The organism is Pseudomonas abietaniphila (assembly GCF_900100795.1).
In the GTDB taxonomy this organism is placed as follows: Bacteria; Pseudomonadota; Gammaproteobacteria; order Pseudomonadales; family Pseudomonadaceae; genus Aquipseudomonas; species Aquipseudomonas abietaniphila.
This window is the reverse complement of sequence record NZ_FNCO01000003.1, coordinates 21180-37175: the sequence shown is the minus strand read 5'-3', so window position 1 is coordinate 37175 and position 15996 is coordinate 21180. Positions and strand designations below refer to the sequence as shown.

Genomic DNA, 15996 nt, shown 5'->3' with positions numbered 1-15996 from the left:
GGCCCAGACCAAGCGCGCTCCTACAGGTATTCACCTTCCGCAAGCCAGCGACTCAGCCCAACAACTCCCGCAATACCTGCGCAAACGCTCGGCTGCTCTCGGCTTCATCGGCGTGCCGACCTTCGCGGATTACCCAGCGACCATTGACCATCACGTCCTGTATCTGCCGGTCACTGCCCGCGAACAGCCAGCGGTTGAGGATCGCGTCACCCGAAGCAGTGGCCAGGTATGGATCGTTGCCATCGAGGACCAACCAATCCGCGCGTTTGCCCACTTCCAGCGCACCCGTCGGCTGCCCCATCGCCTGAGCCCCGCCCACCAGCGCAGCGTCATACAGCGTGCGACCTACCATTGGCTGATCCGGTCGATACAGACGGTTACGACGTTGATCGCGTAGACGCTGGCCATATTCCAGCCAACGCAGCTCCTCAACCACACTCAACGAAACATGGCTGTCCGATCCAATGCCCCAGCGTCCGCCCTGAGCGATGTAATCGACAGCCGGGAAGATACCGTCGCCCAGGTTGGCTTCAGTCGTCAGGCACAAGCCGGCCACTGCACCGCTTTTGGCCATCGAGGCGACTTCATCGGCTTCGGCATGGGTCGCGTGCACCAGGCACCAGCGCTCATCGACCGCCACATTGTCGTACAGCCATTGCAACGGGCGACGCCCGCTCCAGGCCAGGCAGTCGTCGACTTCTTTTTGCTGTTCGGCAATATGGATATGAACCGGGCACTGCGTGTTGCTGGCCGCCAGCACATCGCTGATCTGTTGCGGCGTGACCGCGCGCAGCGAGTGGAAACACAGACCCAGCGCCTGCGCCGGTTGTGCATCGATGAGAGGTTTCAAGCGTGATTGCAGATCGAGGTAGCGGTCCGTGCTGTTGATGAACCGACGCTGGCCTTCGTTGGGTGCCAGCCCGCCAAACCCTGAATGCGTGTACAGCACGGGCAAGAGCGTCATGCCAATGCCGACAGAAGCGGCGGCCTGACTGACCTGCAACGCCAACTCCGCCGGGTTCGCGTACGGCTTGCCGCTGGTGTCCTGATGAACGTAATGAAACTCCGCCACCGAGGTAAAACCGCCCTTGAGCATCTCGATGTACAACTGACGCGCGATGACGCCCAGTTGCTCCGGGCTGATCTGCCCGACAAGGCGATACATCAGGTCACGCCAGGTCCAGAAGCTGTCGTTCGGGTTGCCCGCCACTTCCGCAAGACCCGCCATCGCGCGCTGAAAGGCATGGGAATGCAGATTAGGCATGCCCGGCACCACAGGACCGTTGATCAGCTCAGCGCCATGACGCTCGGCATCGGCCTGGACGTGAGTCAAAACACCCTCGGCGCTGACCTCAAAACGCACATCATTGGCCCAGCCTGCGGGCAATAACGCTCGTTCGGCAAAGAAAACGGACATGGCTTCGCACCCCTTGCGTGAAATTGTCTATACATATACAGACGTTTGCCTGCCCGGTAAACTGCGGCAAGCTTGTCGTTAAACGAGTAAATGGTTAGCGTGAGCGCCATACAACGCCATTTGCCTCCGACTTTTACGCCATAACAAGGATTTTTCTGTGCCGACTCCGCCTGCCAATTCGCCGCTGGCCGCCCAGATGGGTGACAGTCCGGCGCCGTTGTACGCCAGGGTGAAGCAAATGATCACCCAGCAGATTCAAAACGGAACCTGGCCGCCGCATCATCGCGTGCCGTCCGAAAGCGAGCTGGTGACGCAACTGGGCTTCAGCCGCATGACCATCAACCGCGCCCTGCGCGAGATGACCGCCGAGGGGATGCTCGTGCGCATGCAAGGCGTCGGTACGTTCGTCGCCGAACCCAAGACACAGTCTGCGCTGTTCGAGGTCCACAACATCGCCGATGAAATCGCGGCGCGCGGCCACACGCACACCTGCCAGGTGATCATCCTCTGCGAAGAAGCGGCGGGCTCCGAGCGCGCATTGGCGCTGGACATGCGCGAAGGTCAGCGCGTGTTTCATTCGTTGATCGTGCATTTCGAAAATGACATTCCCGTGCAGATCGAAGACCGTTTCGTCAATGCACTGGTCGCGCCGGATTACCTTCAACAGGACTTCACCCTGCAGACGCCGTACGCGTACCTCAATCAGGTGGCTCCGCTGACGGAAGGCGAGCATGTGGTTGAAGCCATCCTCGCCGAGCCTGACGAGTGCAAGCTGCTGCAAATCGAGAAAGGCGAACCGTGCCTGCTGGTGCGTCGTCGCACCTGGTCGGGTCGTCAGCCGGTGACCGCCGCGCGCCTGATTCACCCCGGCTCCCGCCACCGCTTGGAAGGACGCTTCAGCAAATGACCCGACTGACTGTTCTGCGCGCCACCGATTACCCGCGCATGCCCTGGAAAAACGGCGGCGGCAGCACCGAGGAAATCACCCGAGATTCAGGTGAAGGGCTGGACGGTTTCGGCTGGCGACTGTCGATTGCCGACATCGGTGAATCCGGCGGGTTTTCGGTGTTTGCCGGTTACTTGCGCATCATCACGGTGCTCCAAGGCGCCGGCATGACGCTGAACATCGACGGCAAGGACAGCGAGCCATTGCTGGTGTCCGATCCGTTTGCCTTCAGCGGCGACAGCCAAGTGTCCTGCACCTTGCTGGACGGGCCGATTCGCGATTTCAACCTGATCTACTCGCCCACCCGCTACCGCGCGCGCCTGCAATGGATCGACGTGCTGCAGCCTCAACGCTTCTTCAGTTCGGCCAACGTCTTTCTGGTGTTCAGCGCTGCCGAACAGATGGCGGCCAACGTCGGCGAACACCCGCCGCAACTGCTCGAACGCCATGACTGCCTGCAACTGGATAACGCCGAGGGCTCGTTGCTGGAAGTCGTGCTCTACGCACCGCGCGCAAGCCGCTGCTGCGTGATCGAACTGGCTGCGATCTGATTGTAGGCGCGCGCTTGCCCGCGATGAACGATGACGCGGTGCAGATGAATATCCGTGTCGGCTGAATCGCGGGCAAGCGCGCTCCTACATAAAGAAACCCGGCTACCTGTGTTAATTTGCGTTCTTTTTCACCTGCACAGGGACGCCAATGACGACGCTCAACAACCAGAAAGAAAGCCCGCGAGCCCTCGCCATTCTAGCCAGCTTCCTCGCGTCGGAATCCGCTGGCGGCATCGTGTTGATGGGTGCGGCGCTCGCGGCGATCATCGTCGCAAACTCGCCCATGGCCTCTCTCTACTTCGCCGCGCTGCACAGCGTGTGGGGCGGGTTGTCGATCGAGTTGTGGATCAACGATGGTCTGATGGCGATCTTCTTTCTGATGGTCGGGATGGAAATCAAGCGCGAAGTGCTGGCCGGCGGCCTGGCCAGCTGGGGGCAGCGCGCCCTGCCCGGGTTCGCGGCGGTAGGCGGCATGCTGATACCCGCGCTGATCTACGTCGCTATCAACAGGGGAAACGCCGAGACGCTGAGTGGCTGGGCCATTCCAGCGGCCACTGACATTGCGTTCGCTCTGGGCGTGTTGTCGCTGCTGGGTAAACGTGTTCCCACGTCGCTGAAGGTCTTTCTGGCTGCGCTGGCCATTCTTGATGATCTCGGCGCCGTCACCATCATTGCGCTGTTCTACAGCACCGGCCTGAACCTGCCGATGCTCGGCGCCTCCTTCGCCACACTGGCGGTCCTCATCATCATGAACCGCATGGGCGTGCAGCGCCTGCTGCCGTATCTGCTGCTGGGTCTGCTCCTGTGGTTCTTCGTTTTGCAGTCTGGCGTACACGCGACGCTGGCCGGCGTCGCGCTGGCACTGTGCATACCGCTGGGGACGCGTCAGGAAGAAGCGCGTTCGCCGCTGCTGTTCCTCGAAGAAAAAATGCACTACTGGGTCGCGTTCGCCGTAGTGCCCGTGTTCGGGTTCGCCAACGCTGGCGTGTCGCTGTCCGGCATCACCTTGGCCAATCTGGTCGATCCGGTACCGCTCGGCGTCGCGCTTGGGCTGTTCGTCGGCAAGCAGATCGGTGTGTTCGTCGCCGCAGCGCTGGCGATTCGCTCAGGGCTGGCCACGTTGCCTGAAGGCAGCAACTGGATGCAGATGTACGGCGTGGCGTTGCTGTGCGGCATCGGCTTCACCATGAGCCTGTTCATCGGCAACCTGGCGTTCCCTGGCGCACCGCATTTGATCGATGAGGTGAAAGTGGGCGTTCTGATAGGTTCGATTCTGTCGGCGGTGGTGGGCGTGCTGTTGCTGCGCAGCCGCCTGTGTCGACCTTGAGCAACCGGACATTCGGTTAGCGGAAGAATATTTTTAATCCGCTGCATCCAGTCGTTCTTCTGGCGGGTAGTACAGACAGCAGCACGTGCTGCCGAACGGAATACCCTCCAGGAGAAACTGCGATGAATGCTAAAAACTGCCTGCGACTGGCCACCAGCACCCTCACCCTGGCCTGTGTCACCTCTGTGTTTGCCCAAGCCGACCTGCCCGACAGCATCAAAGTCCCTGACGGCCATAAAGTCAGCATGCAAACGACAGGCGTCGGCGAAATCACCTACGAGTGCAAAGCCAAAGCCAACAGTGCCACGGAAACGGAATGGGTATTCGTAGGCCCCAAAGCGGTCCTCAATGACCGCAGTGGCAAGCAGGTCGGCAGCTACTTCGGTCCGCCAGCGACCTGGGAAGCCAAAGACGGCTCGAAAGTAACCGGCACCCAATTGGCCGTTGCACCCTCCGGCGCAGGCAACCTTCCTTACCAGTTGGTCAAAGCCAATCCTGCAGAAGGCAAAGGCGCCATGACCGGCGTGACCTACATCCAGCGCGTCGCGCTCAAAGGTGGCGTTGCGCCTTCCAGCGGTTGCACGCAAGCCAGCAAAGGCGCCAAGGAAGTGGTGAAGTACCAGGCTGACTACATTTTCTGGGCCAGTAACTGATCGCTGGCGATTCCGTATCCTGCGCAGGAAGTGGTCTATGCTCCTGCGCAGGAGCCCCGAATCAGGTTCGTGGACGGCGTATTTTTTCATGGCTGATCAATTTGTCCGCACTTCAGACACCCTTTGACTACGAAGCAGCGTTGCATGCCTGCGCCCGCGGTGAGCGGTCGGCGCTGCAACGACTTTACGAACAGGAAAGCCCTCGCTTGCTCGGCGTGGTGCAACGGATCGTGAACGATCGTGCACGCGCGGAAGACATCGTGCACGACGCGTTCATCAAGATCTGGAGCGGCGCTGCCAGCTTTGACGCCACACGTGGCAGCGCTCGAGGCTGGATGTTTACCGTGGCGCGGCACCTGGCGCTCAACAGCGTGCGCAACCGCGCGCGGGAAGTGTCGATGGACGATGACAGCGATAGCGACAGTCACGTTCAGACAACGCTTGAAGGTTGGCAGGAGATGGGCGACGCATTCGATTGGCGAGTGAACCCGGGGCGGGTCTACACCTGCCTTGAACAATTGGAGCCGGTGCGCCGCAACTGTATTTTTCATGCCTACGTGGACGGTTACTCTCATCAGCAGATTGCACAGAAACTGGGGGCGCCGCTGGGCACGGTGAAAGCCTGGATCAAACGCAGCCTGGCCTCGTTGCGGGAGTGCATCGGATGAACGAAAAACCAGCCACCCCGCCCGATCACGACATCGACTCTCTGGCCGGTGAGTACGTACTGGGCACCCTTGACGCGCAGCAGCGCGCACAGGTTCAGAAGCGCCTGGAACGGGAGGCCGACTTGCGCAAGGCGGTGGACGATTGGGAAATCCGCCTGCTGTCGCTCACTGACCTGGCAGAGCCTGTTACTCCGCACGCCTCACTCTGGAACCGGATCGAGCAGTCCCTCGACGCGCTGTCAGCAGCACCCGAGAGGCAGGCAACCGCACAACGCGGCCGAGTCACACGCTGGTGGGACAGCCTCAATCTGTGGCGCAGCGTGGCCGGGTTCGGCATCGCCGCTTCGGTCGTCTTGGCGGCAGTGCTGGTGACCCAGCAGCCCGTCAAACCGCTGCCTTCTTATCTGGTGGTGCTCGTCGCCCCTCAGGACAAGGCGCCTGGCTGGGTGATTCAGGCCAACAATAGCCGTGATATTCAGCTGATTCCATTGAGTGAAACATCCATACCCGATGACAAGGCGCTGCAGTTCTGGACCAAGGCCGACGACTGGCAAGGTCCCGTCTCTCTCGGCCTGGTCAAACCCGGCGAAGTGCTGAGTGTGCCACTGGACTCCTTGCCTCCCCTGCAACCCAACCAGTTGTTTGAGCTGACCCTCGAAAAATCCACGGGCTCGCCGATCAATAAGCCAACAGGGCCAATTCAGTTCATCGGGCGCGCGGTCAAGGTCATCTGAAGGTGCTCGCATGAAGCCGCTGACATCAGCGGGCAGATGCTGAAAAATCGTCCCCGTGCGTCGTAACAGTGTGTTTCAGGAATGCGCCGGCGGTTATTCTCATCAGCAATCGCACGCGTCTTCGGTGCGCCGTCGGGCACGGTCAAAGCCTGCATTGAGCGCGGGCCTGCTGCGCTGCGGGAGTGGCTTGGATGAGTGAAAAACAAGACAAGATTCCTGAAATGGACGTACAGACCCTCGCCGGTGAGTACGTACTGGGAACCCTGAGCGCCCAGCAGCGAGCGCAAGTGCAGCAACGCTTGCTGCATGACGAAGCGCTGCGCAAAGCCATAGACGGCTGGCGGTCGCGGCTGCTGACGCTGACCGAAATGGCCGAACCGCCCGAACCGCCCATGCCCTCTCCTCGCCTGTGGCAGCGCATCGAACGTAACCTGGGTGGGCTGCCGTTTGCCACGAAGGCGGGGAAGTCCCCGCGCAAGAAACGCCGCACCAGCACCTGGGACAACGCCGGCTTGTGGCGCATGCTGGCCGGCCTCGGCCTGGCGGTTTCGGTGATACTGACCACGCAACTGCTTGGGCAAGTTCCGACTCCGCCCGCATCGGCGTACCTGTCGGTGCTGTCAACGCCAGACAGCAACCACCCCGGCTGGGTGGTTCAGGCCAGCAACCTGCGCGGAATAGAGCTTGTGCCTGTGGACACCTCCGATGTGCCGCCGGGCAAGGTGCTGCAGTTCTGGACCCAGGCCGATGATTGGGAAGGCCCGATCTCGCTGGGGCTCGTCGCGCCCGGGCAAACGCTGAAAGTGCCCAGCGACCGGCTGCCGCCGCTGCAATCCAATCAACTGTTCGAACTGTCGCTGGAGAAAGCCGGAGGCTCGCCGACCAACAAGCCGAGCGGGCCTATCCAGTTCGCGGGGCGGACGGTCAAGGCGGGTTAAGACGATCCCTTGGGCACGTAACCGTTGAATGGGCGCTCACAGGCTGGATACCGGCCTGACTACCACCTCAACACACGTGGCCCGATCAGCGCGCCGATCGCGGTGGACAGCAACAATCCCAGCAGATACCACACGCCCCAGAACGGGATTTCCATCTCCGGGCAATGAAGGCAATAGGCGATGGTCGCCAGAGACCCGGCAAGCAACCCGCCGCACGCGCCCGCCAGGCCCAGTCGGGTCGGGGCCATGCCGCGCAACGCCCAGAAGATCGAGATAAAACCGGGGATCGCCAGAAGCGTGATGTTGAACGCACAGGTGCGCCAGGTTTTGCCGAAAATCATGGCCACTCGCGTGTCCGGCTCAGCCTGAAGCAAGGCATACAGCCCCGCCAGCCAGACAACCAGCACACCGGCACTGACCACCCAGCGGCCCGAGCCTGCGCTCATGCCTGGCCTGGCCAGACGCGTAACCATCCACAGCGAACCGATGGCCAGACACAGCGGCAACGCGACCTTGCCCCAGAACAACGGGGTTCGGGTCATGACCGGCAAATCAGGCCGAACGCCAAAAACAGCCAGCATCAGCAGCAGCGAACCCAGCGCAGCAAGGACCACGGCCAGGCTGAAACGCTTGGCAAGCAGCCCACGATCCACCGGGGCGACACCGCCTGCGAGCATCGAAATCAGGTCATCTGTTTTCATCGTGTACCTCGTATGCGCGCCGCCAGCGCCTTGAGGCCGCGATGCACGCCAATCTTGACGGCGGATTCGGAAAGCCCCGTCACTTTCGCTGTTTCGGTCACCGACAGCCCTTCCAGCTTCACGTGCATGATCGGCAAACGCTGACGATCAGGCAGCTCACTGAGCAGCTTGCTCAGATCGCGACTGGCCTGAGCAGGCTCAAGCTCGGGTTCGGCGAACAGTTCGGCCGTGTCGTCCAGCGAGTCGTTGAACACATCGCCCCGTGATCGGGCGCGAAAAAAGTCGGTGAGTTTATAACGGGCAATGGCGAATACCCAGGCGGTCAGAGGCTGATCCGAGCGGTACGTGTGGCGGCCATTGTGGACGGCCAGCAACACTTCCTGAAGCAGATCCTCGATTTCACCTGGCTGCCGCTGCAGCCGTCCTCTCAAATACCCGCGCAAATGGGTACTCAACTCCGAGAGGAATGTTCGGTACGCACGCCCATCCCCGTCCTGCCCCGCCACGAACAGCGATTTCAGGTGCATCTCCCGGTTGCGCAAAGCCGCATTGTGCGCAGCGTGATCAGTAGTTCGGTCCATCGCTCGCCCTGGTTACACCTGCGGTGAAATATTTTTATGAAAGCTGGCGCAGTAGATGCCGAATGGCCGCCAGAAACAATTCAACTTTCTGTTACCGATTGCACTGTCGCAGAGCACGCGCCCCCAAAAGTAACAATTGTGCCCGGCGAGTAACGCTGCGGCCTGCAACCTCTGCAGCCTCTCAATCTAGCTCAGGCCAGAGCAGACGCAGCTTTGCGGTGTTTTAACTCAAGCAATCGACGAGTTGGCCCCTTGGTTGCATATGCTTGTATGTACAAGTAAATATGAGTATGCAAGAGTACCGGCAGTGCCCCGCTTCGAAACACCGACTGCGGCACCCGATCTGCTAAACCCATATTCCGCCTGTTCGACACAGGCACCGTCAGCCCAGTGCCTGGGCCGGATTGATCATCGAGGATTGTGACGTGACTACTGACAACAAAACCCCAGCTCAGCAATGGACCAAACGCCGCGACGTGGAAATCCGCGCCGCCCGTGGTACCCAACTGACCGCCAAGAGCTGGCTGACCGAAGCGCCGTTGCGGATGTTGATGAACAACCTCGATCCGGAAGTCGCCGAGAACCCGAACGAACTGGTGGTCTACGGCGGTATCGGTCGCGCAGCGCGTAACTGGGAGTGCTACGACAAAATCGTCGAAAGCCTGACCCACCTGAACGACGATGAGACCCTGCTGGTGCAATCCGGCAAGCCGGTCGGTGTGTTCAAGACCCACAGCAACGCCCCTCGTGTGCTGATCGCCAACTCTAACCTGGTTCCGCACTGGGCGAGCTGGGAACACTTCAACGAACTGGACGCCAAAGGCCTGGCCATGTACGGCCAGATGACTGCCGGCAGCTGGATCTACATCGGCAGCCAGGGCATCGTTCAGGGCACTTACGAAACGTTCGTAGAAGCCGGTCGCCAGCATTACAACGGCAGCCTGAAAGGCAAGTGGGTACTGACCGCAGGCCTGGGCGGCATGGGCGGCGCACAGCCACTGGCCGCGACATTGGCCGGCGCGTGCTCGCTGAACATCGAGTGCCAGCAGAGCCGCATCGATTTCCGTCTGAAAAGCCGTTACGTCGACGAGCAGGCCAATGACCTCGACGACGCATTGGCCCGTATCGCCAAGTACACCGCCGAAGGCAAGGCGATCTCCATCGCGCTGCTGGGCAATGCGGCTGAAATCCTTCCCGAGCTGGTCAAGCGGGGCGTGCGCCCGGACATGGTCACCGACCAGACCAGCGCCCACGACCCGCTCAATGGCTACCTGCCAGCCGGCTGGACCTGGGAACAGTACCGCGACCGCGCCGCGACCGAACCGGCCGCTGTGGTCAAAGCCGCCAAACAGTCGATGGCCAGACACGTTGAAGCGATGCTGGCGTTCCAGAAACAAGGCATCCCGACCTTCGACTACGGCAACAACATCCGTCAGATGGCCAAAGAAGAAGGCGTAAGCAACGCGTTCGACTTCCCGGGTTTCGTCCCTGCGTACATCCGCCCGCTGTTCTGCCGTGGCATCGGTCCGTTCCGCTGGGCCGCACTGTCGGGCAATCCGGAAGACATCTACAAGACCGACGCGAAGGTCAAGGAGCTGATCCCGGACGACGCGCACCTGCACAACTGGCTGGACATGGCGCGCGAGCGCATCAGCTTCCAGGGTCTGCCGGCCCGTATTTGCTGGGTCGGTCTGGGCCAGCGCGCCAAGCTGGGCCTGGCGTTCAACGAAATGGTTCGCAGCGGTGAGCTGTCGGCACCGGTCGTGATCGGTCGTGACCACCTGGACTCCGGCTCGGTCGCCAGCCCGAACCGTGAAACCGAATCCATGCAGGACGGCTCGGACGCGGTGTCCGACTGGCCACTGCTCAACGCCCTGCTCAATACCGCGAGCGGCGCGACCTGGGTATCGCTGCACCACGGTGGCGGCGTCGGCATGGGTTTCTCCCAACACTCCGGCATGGTCATCGTCTGTGACGGCACCGACGAAGCGGCCGAGCGCATTGCCCGCGTGCTGCACAACGACCCGGCGACCGGCGTCATGCGCCACGCCGACGCGGGCTACCAGATCGCGATCGACTGCGCCAAAGAGCAGGGCCTGAACCTGCCGATGATCAATAACTGATAAAGCCCCACGGGTGTACGCAACACCTGTGGGAGCGAATTCATTCGCGAAAAATCGTACAGCCGATGGAAACCTTTCGGCTGTACCGGCCAATCGCGAATGAATTCGCTCCCACAGGAACCGGGTTCAGCAATGAGTCCTCCGTGGTTCGCACAGTTTTACTTGATGTCCTGCCCAGACTTTTGAGGATGTTTCAGATGGCTGTTCCAGATGATCGCGCTGCACCCTCTTCCGTGATCGAAAAGCGTTCGATCGACTACATCCCTGACGCGGAAAGACATGGCCGTCTGTTCAGTCAATTCACCCTGTGGCTGGGCGCCAACCTGCAGATCACCGCGATCGTTACCGGGGCTCTGGCCGTGGTGCTGGGCGGCGATGTGTTCTGGTCGCTGATCGGGCTGTTCGTCGGTCAGTTGCTGGGCGGTGGCGTCATGGCGCTGCACGCGGCGCAAGGTCCGAAACTGGGCCTGCCACAAATGATTTCCAGTCGGGTGCAATTCGGCGTCTACGGGGCCGTGATCCCGTTGGTGCTGGTGTGCCTCATGTACATCGGTTTTTCCGCCAGCGGCTCGTTGCTGGCCGGGCAAGCCGTCGCTCAACTGATTCAGGTTCCCGACTGGCAAGGCATCGTGATCTTCGCCGCCGCCATCGTCGTCCTGACCATCTTCGGCTACCGGGTCATCCACATGATCGGCCGGGTCGCCAGCGTCATCGGCGTGATCGCGTTCATCTACCTGTTCGGCGCCCTGCTGGCCGGTAACGACGTCGGCGCGCTGCTGGGCAACAAACACTTTTCGCTGAGTAGCTTCCTGCTGGCGATTTCCCTCTCGGCCTCCTGGCAGATCGCGTTCGGCCCGTACGTCGCTGACTATTCGCGCTACCTGCCGCGCAGCACCTCGGCGAGCAAAACGTTCTGGGCTGTTGGCCTGGGGGCTGTGATCGGTGCGCAGGCGTCCATGGTGTTCGGCGTGTTCGCCGCGGCGCTGGCCGGCAAGAACTTCGCCCACCATGAGGTCTCGTACATCGTCGGCCTGGGCGGCACAGGCGCTGTCGCGGCGGCGCTGTATTTCAGCATCGCCTTCGGCAAAGTGACCATCACCACGCTCAACGCTTACGGCAGTTTCATGTCGATCGCCACCATCGTCAGCGGCTTCCGTGGCAATCGCCACATCTCCAGCGCACTGCGCCTGACCTACATCTTTGCGATGGTCGGCATCGCCACCGCGCTGGCGCTGTTGGGCAAGGACTCGTTCCTCAAGGATTTCTCGGCGTTCATCCTGTTCCTGCTGGCGTTCTTCACACCGTGGAGCGCGATCAACCTCGTCGACTTCTATTGCATCACCAAAGAACGTTACGACATCCCGGCGCTTTCCAACCCGGATGGCCGTTACGGTCGCTGGAACTGGATCGGCATTGGCATCTACGTGCTCGGCGTGATGATTCAAATGCCGTTCATCTCCACCCATTTCTACACCGGCCCGCTGGTGGCCAGCCTGGACGATACCGATATCTCGTGGATCATCGGTCTGGTGGTGCCTGCTGCGCTGTATTACGTCGTGGCGAAGAAGTGGCCCGGCAAGATCGCCGACCGTTTGATCCTGCCGACCGAGCAGGACACGCCTCAGGCGAGCCATAACGCTGCACCGGCCCGCGCGGCGGTGAACTGACCGACTGACCTGAACATCTGTTAGAAACGCGACGAATGACCAGAAATCCCACTGTCCACGCGGCTGTCGGGTCACCAGAACTGGCGGAGATCTTCCTCATGGAACATCCTGAAGTCTGGCACCCGTGGGTCAGCGAAGACCCTGTGAACAAGGTCGATGCGTCGTTGCAAGGCTGAGGGCTAACTTACGGTAGGAGCGCGCTTGCCCGCGAAGGCGGTGTGTCAAACATGAATTTTTCGCCTGACACACTGCGTTCGCGGGCAAGCGCGCCCCTACACGAACAGCGCTGCACCCGACAACGGGCCCGCACCACCTAACAGATAGAGACATGCTTATGTTCCCCGAAAGCTTCACGTTCTCCATCGCCGACTGGGTCAACGACTGGGTCGACAAGCTGGTCACCCAGTACGGCGACGTGTTCCGGCACATCTCCGACACGTTGCTGTGGGCAATCGTCAAACTCGAAGGCCTGCTGCGCGTGGCGCCGTGGTGGGTGTTGCTGGCAATCGTCGGCCTCATCGCCTGGCACGCGACCCGCAAGCTCACCACGACCGTCATCATCATCGGCCTGCTGTTCCTGGTCGGCGCGGTCGGGCTGTGGGACAAGCTGATGCAGACCCTGGCGCTGATGCTGGTCGCCACGTTCATATCGGTGCTGATCGGTGTGCCGTTGGGCATCCTTTCGGCTCGCAGCAACCGCCTGCGCTCGGTGCTGATGCCGCTGCTCGACATCATGCAGACCATGCCCAGCTTCGTGTACCTGATTCCGGTGCTGATGCTGTTTGGACTGGGCAAGGTTCCGGCGATCTTCGCCACCGTGATCTACGCCGCACCGCCGCTGATTCGTCTGACCGACCTGGGGATCCGTCAGGTGGACGGCGAAGTCATGGAAGCGATCAACGCGTTCGGCGCCAACCGCTGGCAGCAACTGTTCGGCGTGCAACTGCCGCTGGCCCTGCCAAGCATCATGGCGGGGATCAACCAGACCACCATGATGGCCCTGTCGATGGTGGTGATCGCCTCGATGATCGGCGCACGCGGTCTGGGCGAAGACGTGCTGATAGGGATTCAGACCCTCAACGTCGGTCGTGGCCTGGAAGCGGGTCTGGCCATCGTCATTCTGGCGGTCGTGATTGACCGGATCACGCAGGCCTACGGCCGTCCACGGCATGAGGCGAGCAAATGATGAGTGCTGAGCCCAACAAGATCGTGGTCAAGAGCGTCTACAAGATCTTCGGCAACCGCGCCAAGGATGCGCTGGCGATGGTCCGTCAAAATCTAAGCAAGGATGAGGTGCTGGCGCAGACCGGCTGCGTGGTCGGCGTGAACGACCTGTCGCTGTCCATCGACAGTGGCGAGATCTTCGTCATCATGGGCCTGTCCGGCTCCGGCAAATCCACACTGGTGCGTCACATCAATCGTCTGATCGACCCCACCAGTGGCGAAATCCTGGTCGACGGCGAGAACATCCTGACCTACGACATGGACGCGCTGCGCAACTTCCGTCGGCACAAGATCAGCATGGTGTTCCAGAGCTTCGGCCTGCTGCCGCACAAGACCGTCATGGACAACGTCGCCTACGGCCTGACCGTGCGCGGGGAGAGCAAGGCGCAGTGCGCCGAGCGCGCTCAACACTGGATCACCACCGTGGGCCTGAAGGGCTATGAGAAGAAATACCCGCATCAACTGTCCGGCGGCATGCGCCAGCGGGTGGGACTGGCCCGCGCACTGGCGGCCGACACCGACATCCTCCTCATGGACGAAGCCTTCAGCGCGCTCGACCCGTTGATCCGTGCCGAAATGCAGGACCAGTTGCTGGAACTGCAATCGACACTGAAGAAAACCATTGTGTTCATCACCCACGACCTCGACGAAGCCGTGCGCATCGGCAACCGCATCGCCATCCTCAAGGACGGCCGGTTGATTCAGGTCGGAACCCCGAAAGAAATCCTCTACTCGCCTGCAGACGACTACGTTGATCGTTTCGTCCAGCGGCGCGTGGCGACCCTTTAAGGACGGTTGCAGTCATGTCGCGAGCGGAACAGATCATCATCGGCGATCGCCTGGTCACCTGGCAGGACGTTACCGCCGTGGCCCGTCACGGCGCCACGTTGACCCTCTCGGAAAACGCCTGGGCGCGCATCGACAATGCTCAGGCCATCGTGCAGCGCATTGTCACCAGCGGTGAGCGCGCGTACGGCGTCAACACCGGTCTGGGCGCGCTGTGCAACGTGTCGCTGGAAGGCGAGCAGCTGAGCCGCCTGTCACGCAACACGCTGCTCAGCCATGCGTGCGGTGTGGGTGCAGCGCTGCCCGATGAGCAGACCCGCGCGATCATCTGCGCCGCGATCATCAATTACAGCCAGGGCAAATCGGGGATTCACCGTCAGGTGGTCGAAGCGCTGATCGCCCTGCTCAACCACCGCATCACCCCACAAGTGCCCTCTCAGGGTTCGGTCGGTTACCTCACCCACATGGCGCACATCGGCATCGCGCTGCTGGGCGTCGGCCAGGTGAGTTATCGCGGCCAGATCATCTCCGCGCTGCAAGCCTTGAGCGAAGAAGGCCTGTCACCGGTTGAGCTGGGTGCCAAGGACGGTCTGTGCCTGGTCAACGGCACGCCGTGCATGACCGGCCTCAGTTGCCTGGCCATCGCCGACGTGAACCGCCTGATGCAATGGGCGGACGTGATCAGCGCCATGACCTTCGAGGGCCTGCGCGGTCAACTTGACGCCTTCGATGAAGAAATCATTGCGCTCAAGCCGCACCCCGGCATGCAGCAAGTCGGCAAGAACCTGCGTGGTCTGCTGGCGGGCAGCGAAGTGCTCGCCAACAGCAAGGGCATTCGCACGCAGGACGCCTTGAGCATCCGCTCGATCCCGCAGGTCCACGGCGCGACCCGCGATCAGCTCACGCATGCCACGCGACAGATCGAAACCGAGCTCAATTCGGCCACCGACAACCCGTTACTGCTGGGCACCCCGGACGCTTACCGCGTGGTGTCTCAGGCGAACCCGCACGGCCAGTCCGTCGCGATGGCGGCCGACCTGCTTGCCATCGCCATGGCCGAACTGGGCTCGATCGCCGAGCGGCGTCTGGATCGCCTGATCAATCCGACCGTCAGCGGACTGCCCGCGTTTCTGGTGAGCCAGCCGGGCGTCAACTCCGGGATGATGATCGTGCAGTACGTCGCGGCCTCGCTGTGCGCCGAAAACCGCCAATTGGCGCAGCCGGCGGTCATCGACAACTACGTCACGTCCGGCCTGCAGGAAGATCATCTGAGCATGGGCACCAGCGCCGCCTTGAAGCTGCACAAGGTGCTGGAGAACGTCACGCAGATCCTCGCCATCGAGTACCTGCTGGCGGCTCAGGCGTTCGAGTTCTTCAAAGGCCCGCGCTTCGGCGTGGGCACCGAAGTGGCCTGGCGTCTGCTGCGTGAGCGCGTGCCGGCCTACGACGAGGACCGCTGGCTGGCGCCGGACATCGCCAGCAGCGTGACGCTGCTCAAGAACGAAGAGTCCTTGGAAACCGTATTTCAGGTCTGCCGCGATTACGCGCAGACGCACAACGACCACAACACCCGCCACAGTCGTAGCCCAGGCGCCATAAGCGCAGAACAGGCAGGAGCCAGTTCAGGGCTCACGACCGACATCAACGAAGGAGTAGCAGCATCGTGACGAATACCCAACA

General features: G+C 61.6%; 15 protein-coding genes and 1 pseudogene. 13 read left to right on the top strand and 3 right to left on the bottom strand.

Features of this window, described 5'->3' with window-relative positions; translation table 11 throughout:
• Positions 1-52: 52 nt before the first annotated feature.
• Positions 53-1417, bottom strand: a complete 1365-nt coding sequence (locus BLS87_RS07025; RefSeq protein ID WP_074751483.1) for a formimidoylglutamate deiminase — start codon at positions 1415-1417, stop codon at positions 53-55.
• A 196-nt stretch (positions 1418-1613) separates the two neighbouring features.
• Between BLS87_RS07025 and hutC the strand changes: the two genes are divergently transcribed.
• The 7 genes from hutC to BLS87_RS06990 all read left to right on the top strand — a co-directional run bounded on the left by hutC (position 1614) and on the right by BLS87_RS06990 (position 7234).
• Complete coding sequence (gene hutC, locus BLS87_RS07020) at positions 1614-2324, top strand: histidine utilization repressor (RefSeq protein ID WP_167362044.1); 711 nt, start codon at positions 1614-1616, stop codon at positions 2322-2324.
• On the top strand, positions 2321-2914 hold the full coding sequence (locus tag BLS87_RS07015; protein WP_074751480.1) for a HutD/Ves family protein: 594 nt from the start codon (positions 2321-2323) through the stop codon (positions 2912-2914). Before hutC ends, BLS87_RS07015 begins: the two co-directional genes overlap by 4 nt.
• Before the next feature lie 148 nt (positions 2915-3062).
• Positions 3063-4241 carry a Na+/H+ antiporter NhaA gene (gene nhaA, locus BLS87_RS07010; protein WP_074751478.1) on the top strand — a complete coding sequence of 393 codons (1179 nt, stop codon included), beginning with the start codon at positions 3063-3065 and terminating at the stop codon, positions 4239-4241.
• A gap of 122 nt (positions 4242-4363) precedes the next feature.
• Entirely contained in the window at positions 4364-4894 is a 531-nt protein-coding gene (locus BLS87_RS07005) for a DUF3455 domain-containing protein (protein ID WP_074751476.1), read from the top strand.
• Between the two features lie 101 nt (positions 4895-4995).
• The gene (locus BLS87_RS07000; protein WP_074751474.1) at positions 4996-5562 is read left to right on the top strand and encodes a sigma-70 family RNA polymerase sigma factor; all 567 of its coding nucleotides are present in this window, start codon (positions 4996-4998) and stop codon (positions 5560-5562) included.
• A complete protein-coding gene (locus BLS87_RS06995; protein ID WP_074751472.1) occupies positions 5559-6296 on the top strand; it encodes an anti-sigma factor in 738 nt (245 codons plus the stop codon). The genes BLS87_RS07000 and BLS87_RS06995 overlap by 4 nt, the downstream gene beginning before the upstream one ends.
• A 191-nt stretch (positions 6297-6487) precedes the next feature.
• Positions 6488-7234: an anti-sigma factor gene (locus tag BLS87_RS06990; protein ID WP_074751470.1), complete on the top strand. Its 747-nt coding sequence runs from the start codon at positions 6488-6490 to the stop codon at positions 7232-7234.
• A gap of 59 nt (positions 7235-7293) precedes the next feature.
• Here the strand turns inward: BLS87_RS06990 and BLS87_RS06985 are convergent, their stop codons facing one another.
• Together BLS87_RS06985 and BLS87_RS06980 are read right to left on the bottom strand one after the other, a co-directional pair.
• Positions 7294-7935, bottom strand: a complete 642-nt coding sequence (locus BLS87_RS06985; RefSeq protein ID WP_074751468.1) for a DUF1109 domain-containing protein — start codon at positions 7933-7935, stop codon at positions 7294-7296.
• The gene (locus BLS87_RS06980; RefSeq protein ID WP_074751466.1) at positions 7932-8516 is read right to left on the bottom strand and encodes a sigma-70 family RNA polymerase sigma factor; all 585 of its coding nucleotides are present in this window, start codon (positions 8514-8516) and stop codon (positions 7932-7934) included. The genes BLS87_RS06985 and BLS87_RS06980 overlap by 4 nt, the downstream gene beginning before the upstream one ends.
• 425 nt (positions 8517-8941) lie before the next feature.
• On the opposite strand from BLS87_RS06980, the gene hutU reads away from it, so the two are divergent.
• The 6 genes and pseudogenes from hutU to hutH all read left to right on the top strand — a co-directional run bounded on the left by hutU (position 8942) and on the right by hutH (position 15983).
• Positions 8942-10639, top strand: a complete 1698-nt coding sequence (gene hutU, locus BLS87_RS06975) for a urocanate hydratase (RefSeq protein WP_074751464.1) — start codon at positions 8942-8944, stop codon at positions 10637-10639.
• A 197-nt stretch (positions 10640-10836) separates the two neighbouring features.
• Positions 10837-12306 (top strand): purine-cytosine permease family protein, encoded by a 1470-nt coding sequence (locus BLS87_RS06970; RefSeq protein ID WP_074751462.1) that lies wholly within the window; start codon positions 10837-10839, stop codon positions 12304-12306.
• A gap of 65 nt (positions 12307-12371) precedes the next feature.
• A pseudogene (locus BLS87_RS33650) lies at positions 12372-12482 on the top strand (histidine ABC transporter substrate-binding protein); the annotation flags it as partial.
• A 158-nt stretch (positions 12483-12640) separates the two neighbouring features.
• Positions 12641-13492 carry an ABC transporter permease gene (locus BLS87_RS06965; RefSeq protein ID WP_074751460.1) on the top strand — a complete coding sequence of 284 codons (852 nt, stop codon included), beginning with the start codon at positions 12641-12643 and terminating at the stop codon, positions 13490-13492.
• On the top strand, positions 13489-14319 hold the full coding sequence (locus BLS87_RS06960) for a quaternary amine ABC transporter ATP-binding protein (RefSeq protein ID WP_074751458.1): 831 nt from the start codon (positions 13489-13491) through the stop codon (positions 14317-14319). The genes BLS87_RS06965 and BLS87_RS06960 overlap by 4 nt, the downstream gene beginning before the upstream one ends.
• 14 nt (positions 14320-14333) lie before the next feature.
• Complete coding sequence (hutH, locus tag BLS87_RS06955) at positions 14334-15983, top strand: histidine ammonia-lyase (protein WP_083370630.1); 1650 nt, start codon at positions 14334-14336, stop codon at positions 15981-15983.
• Positions 15984-15996: the final 13 nt, after the last annotated feature.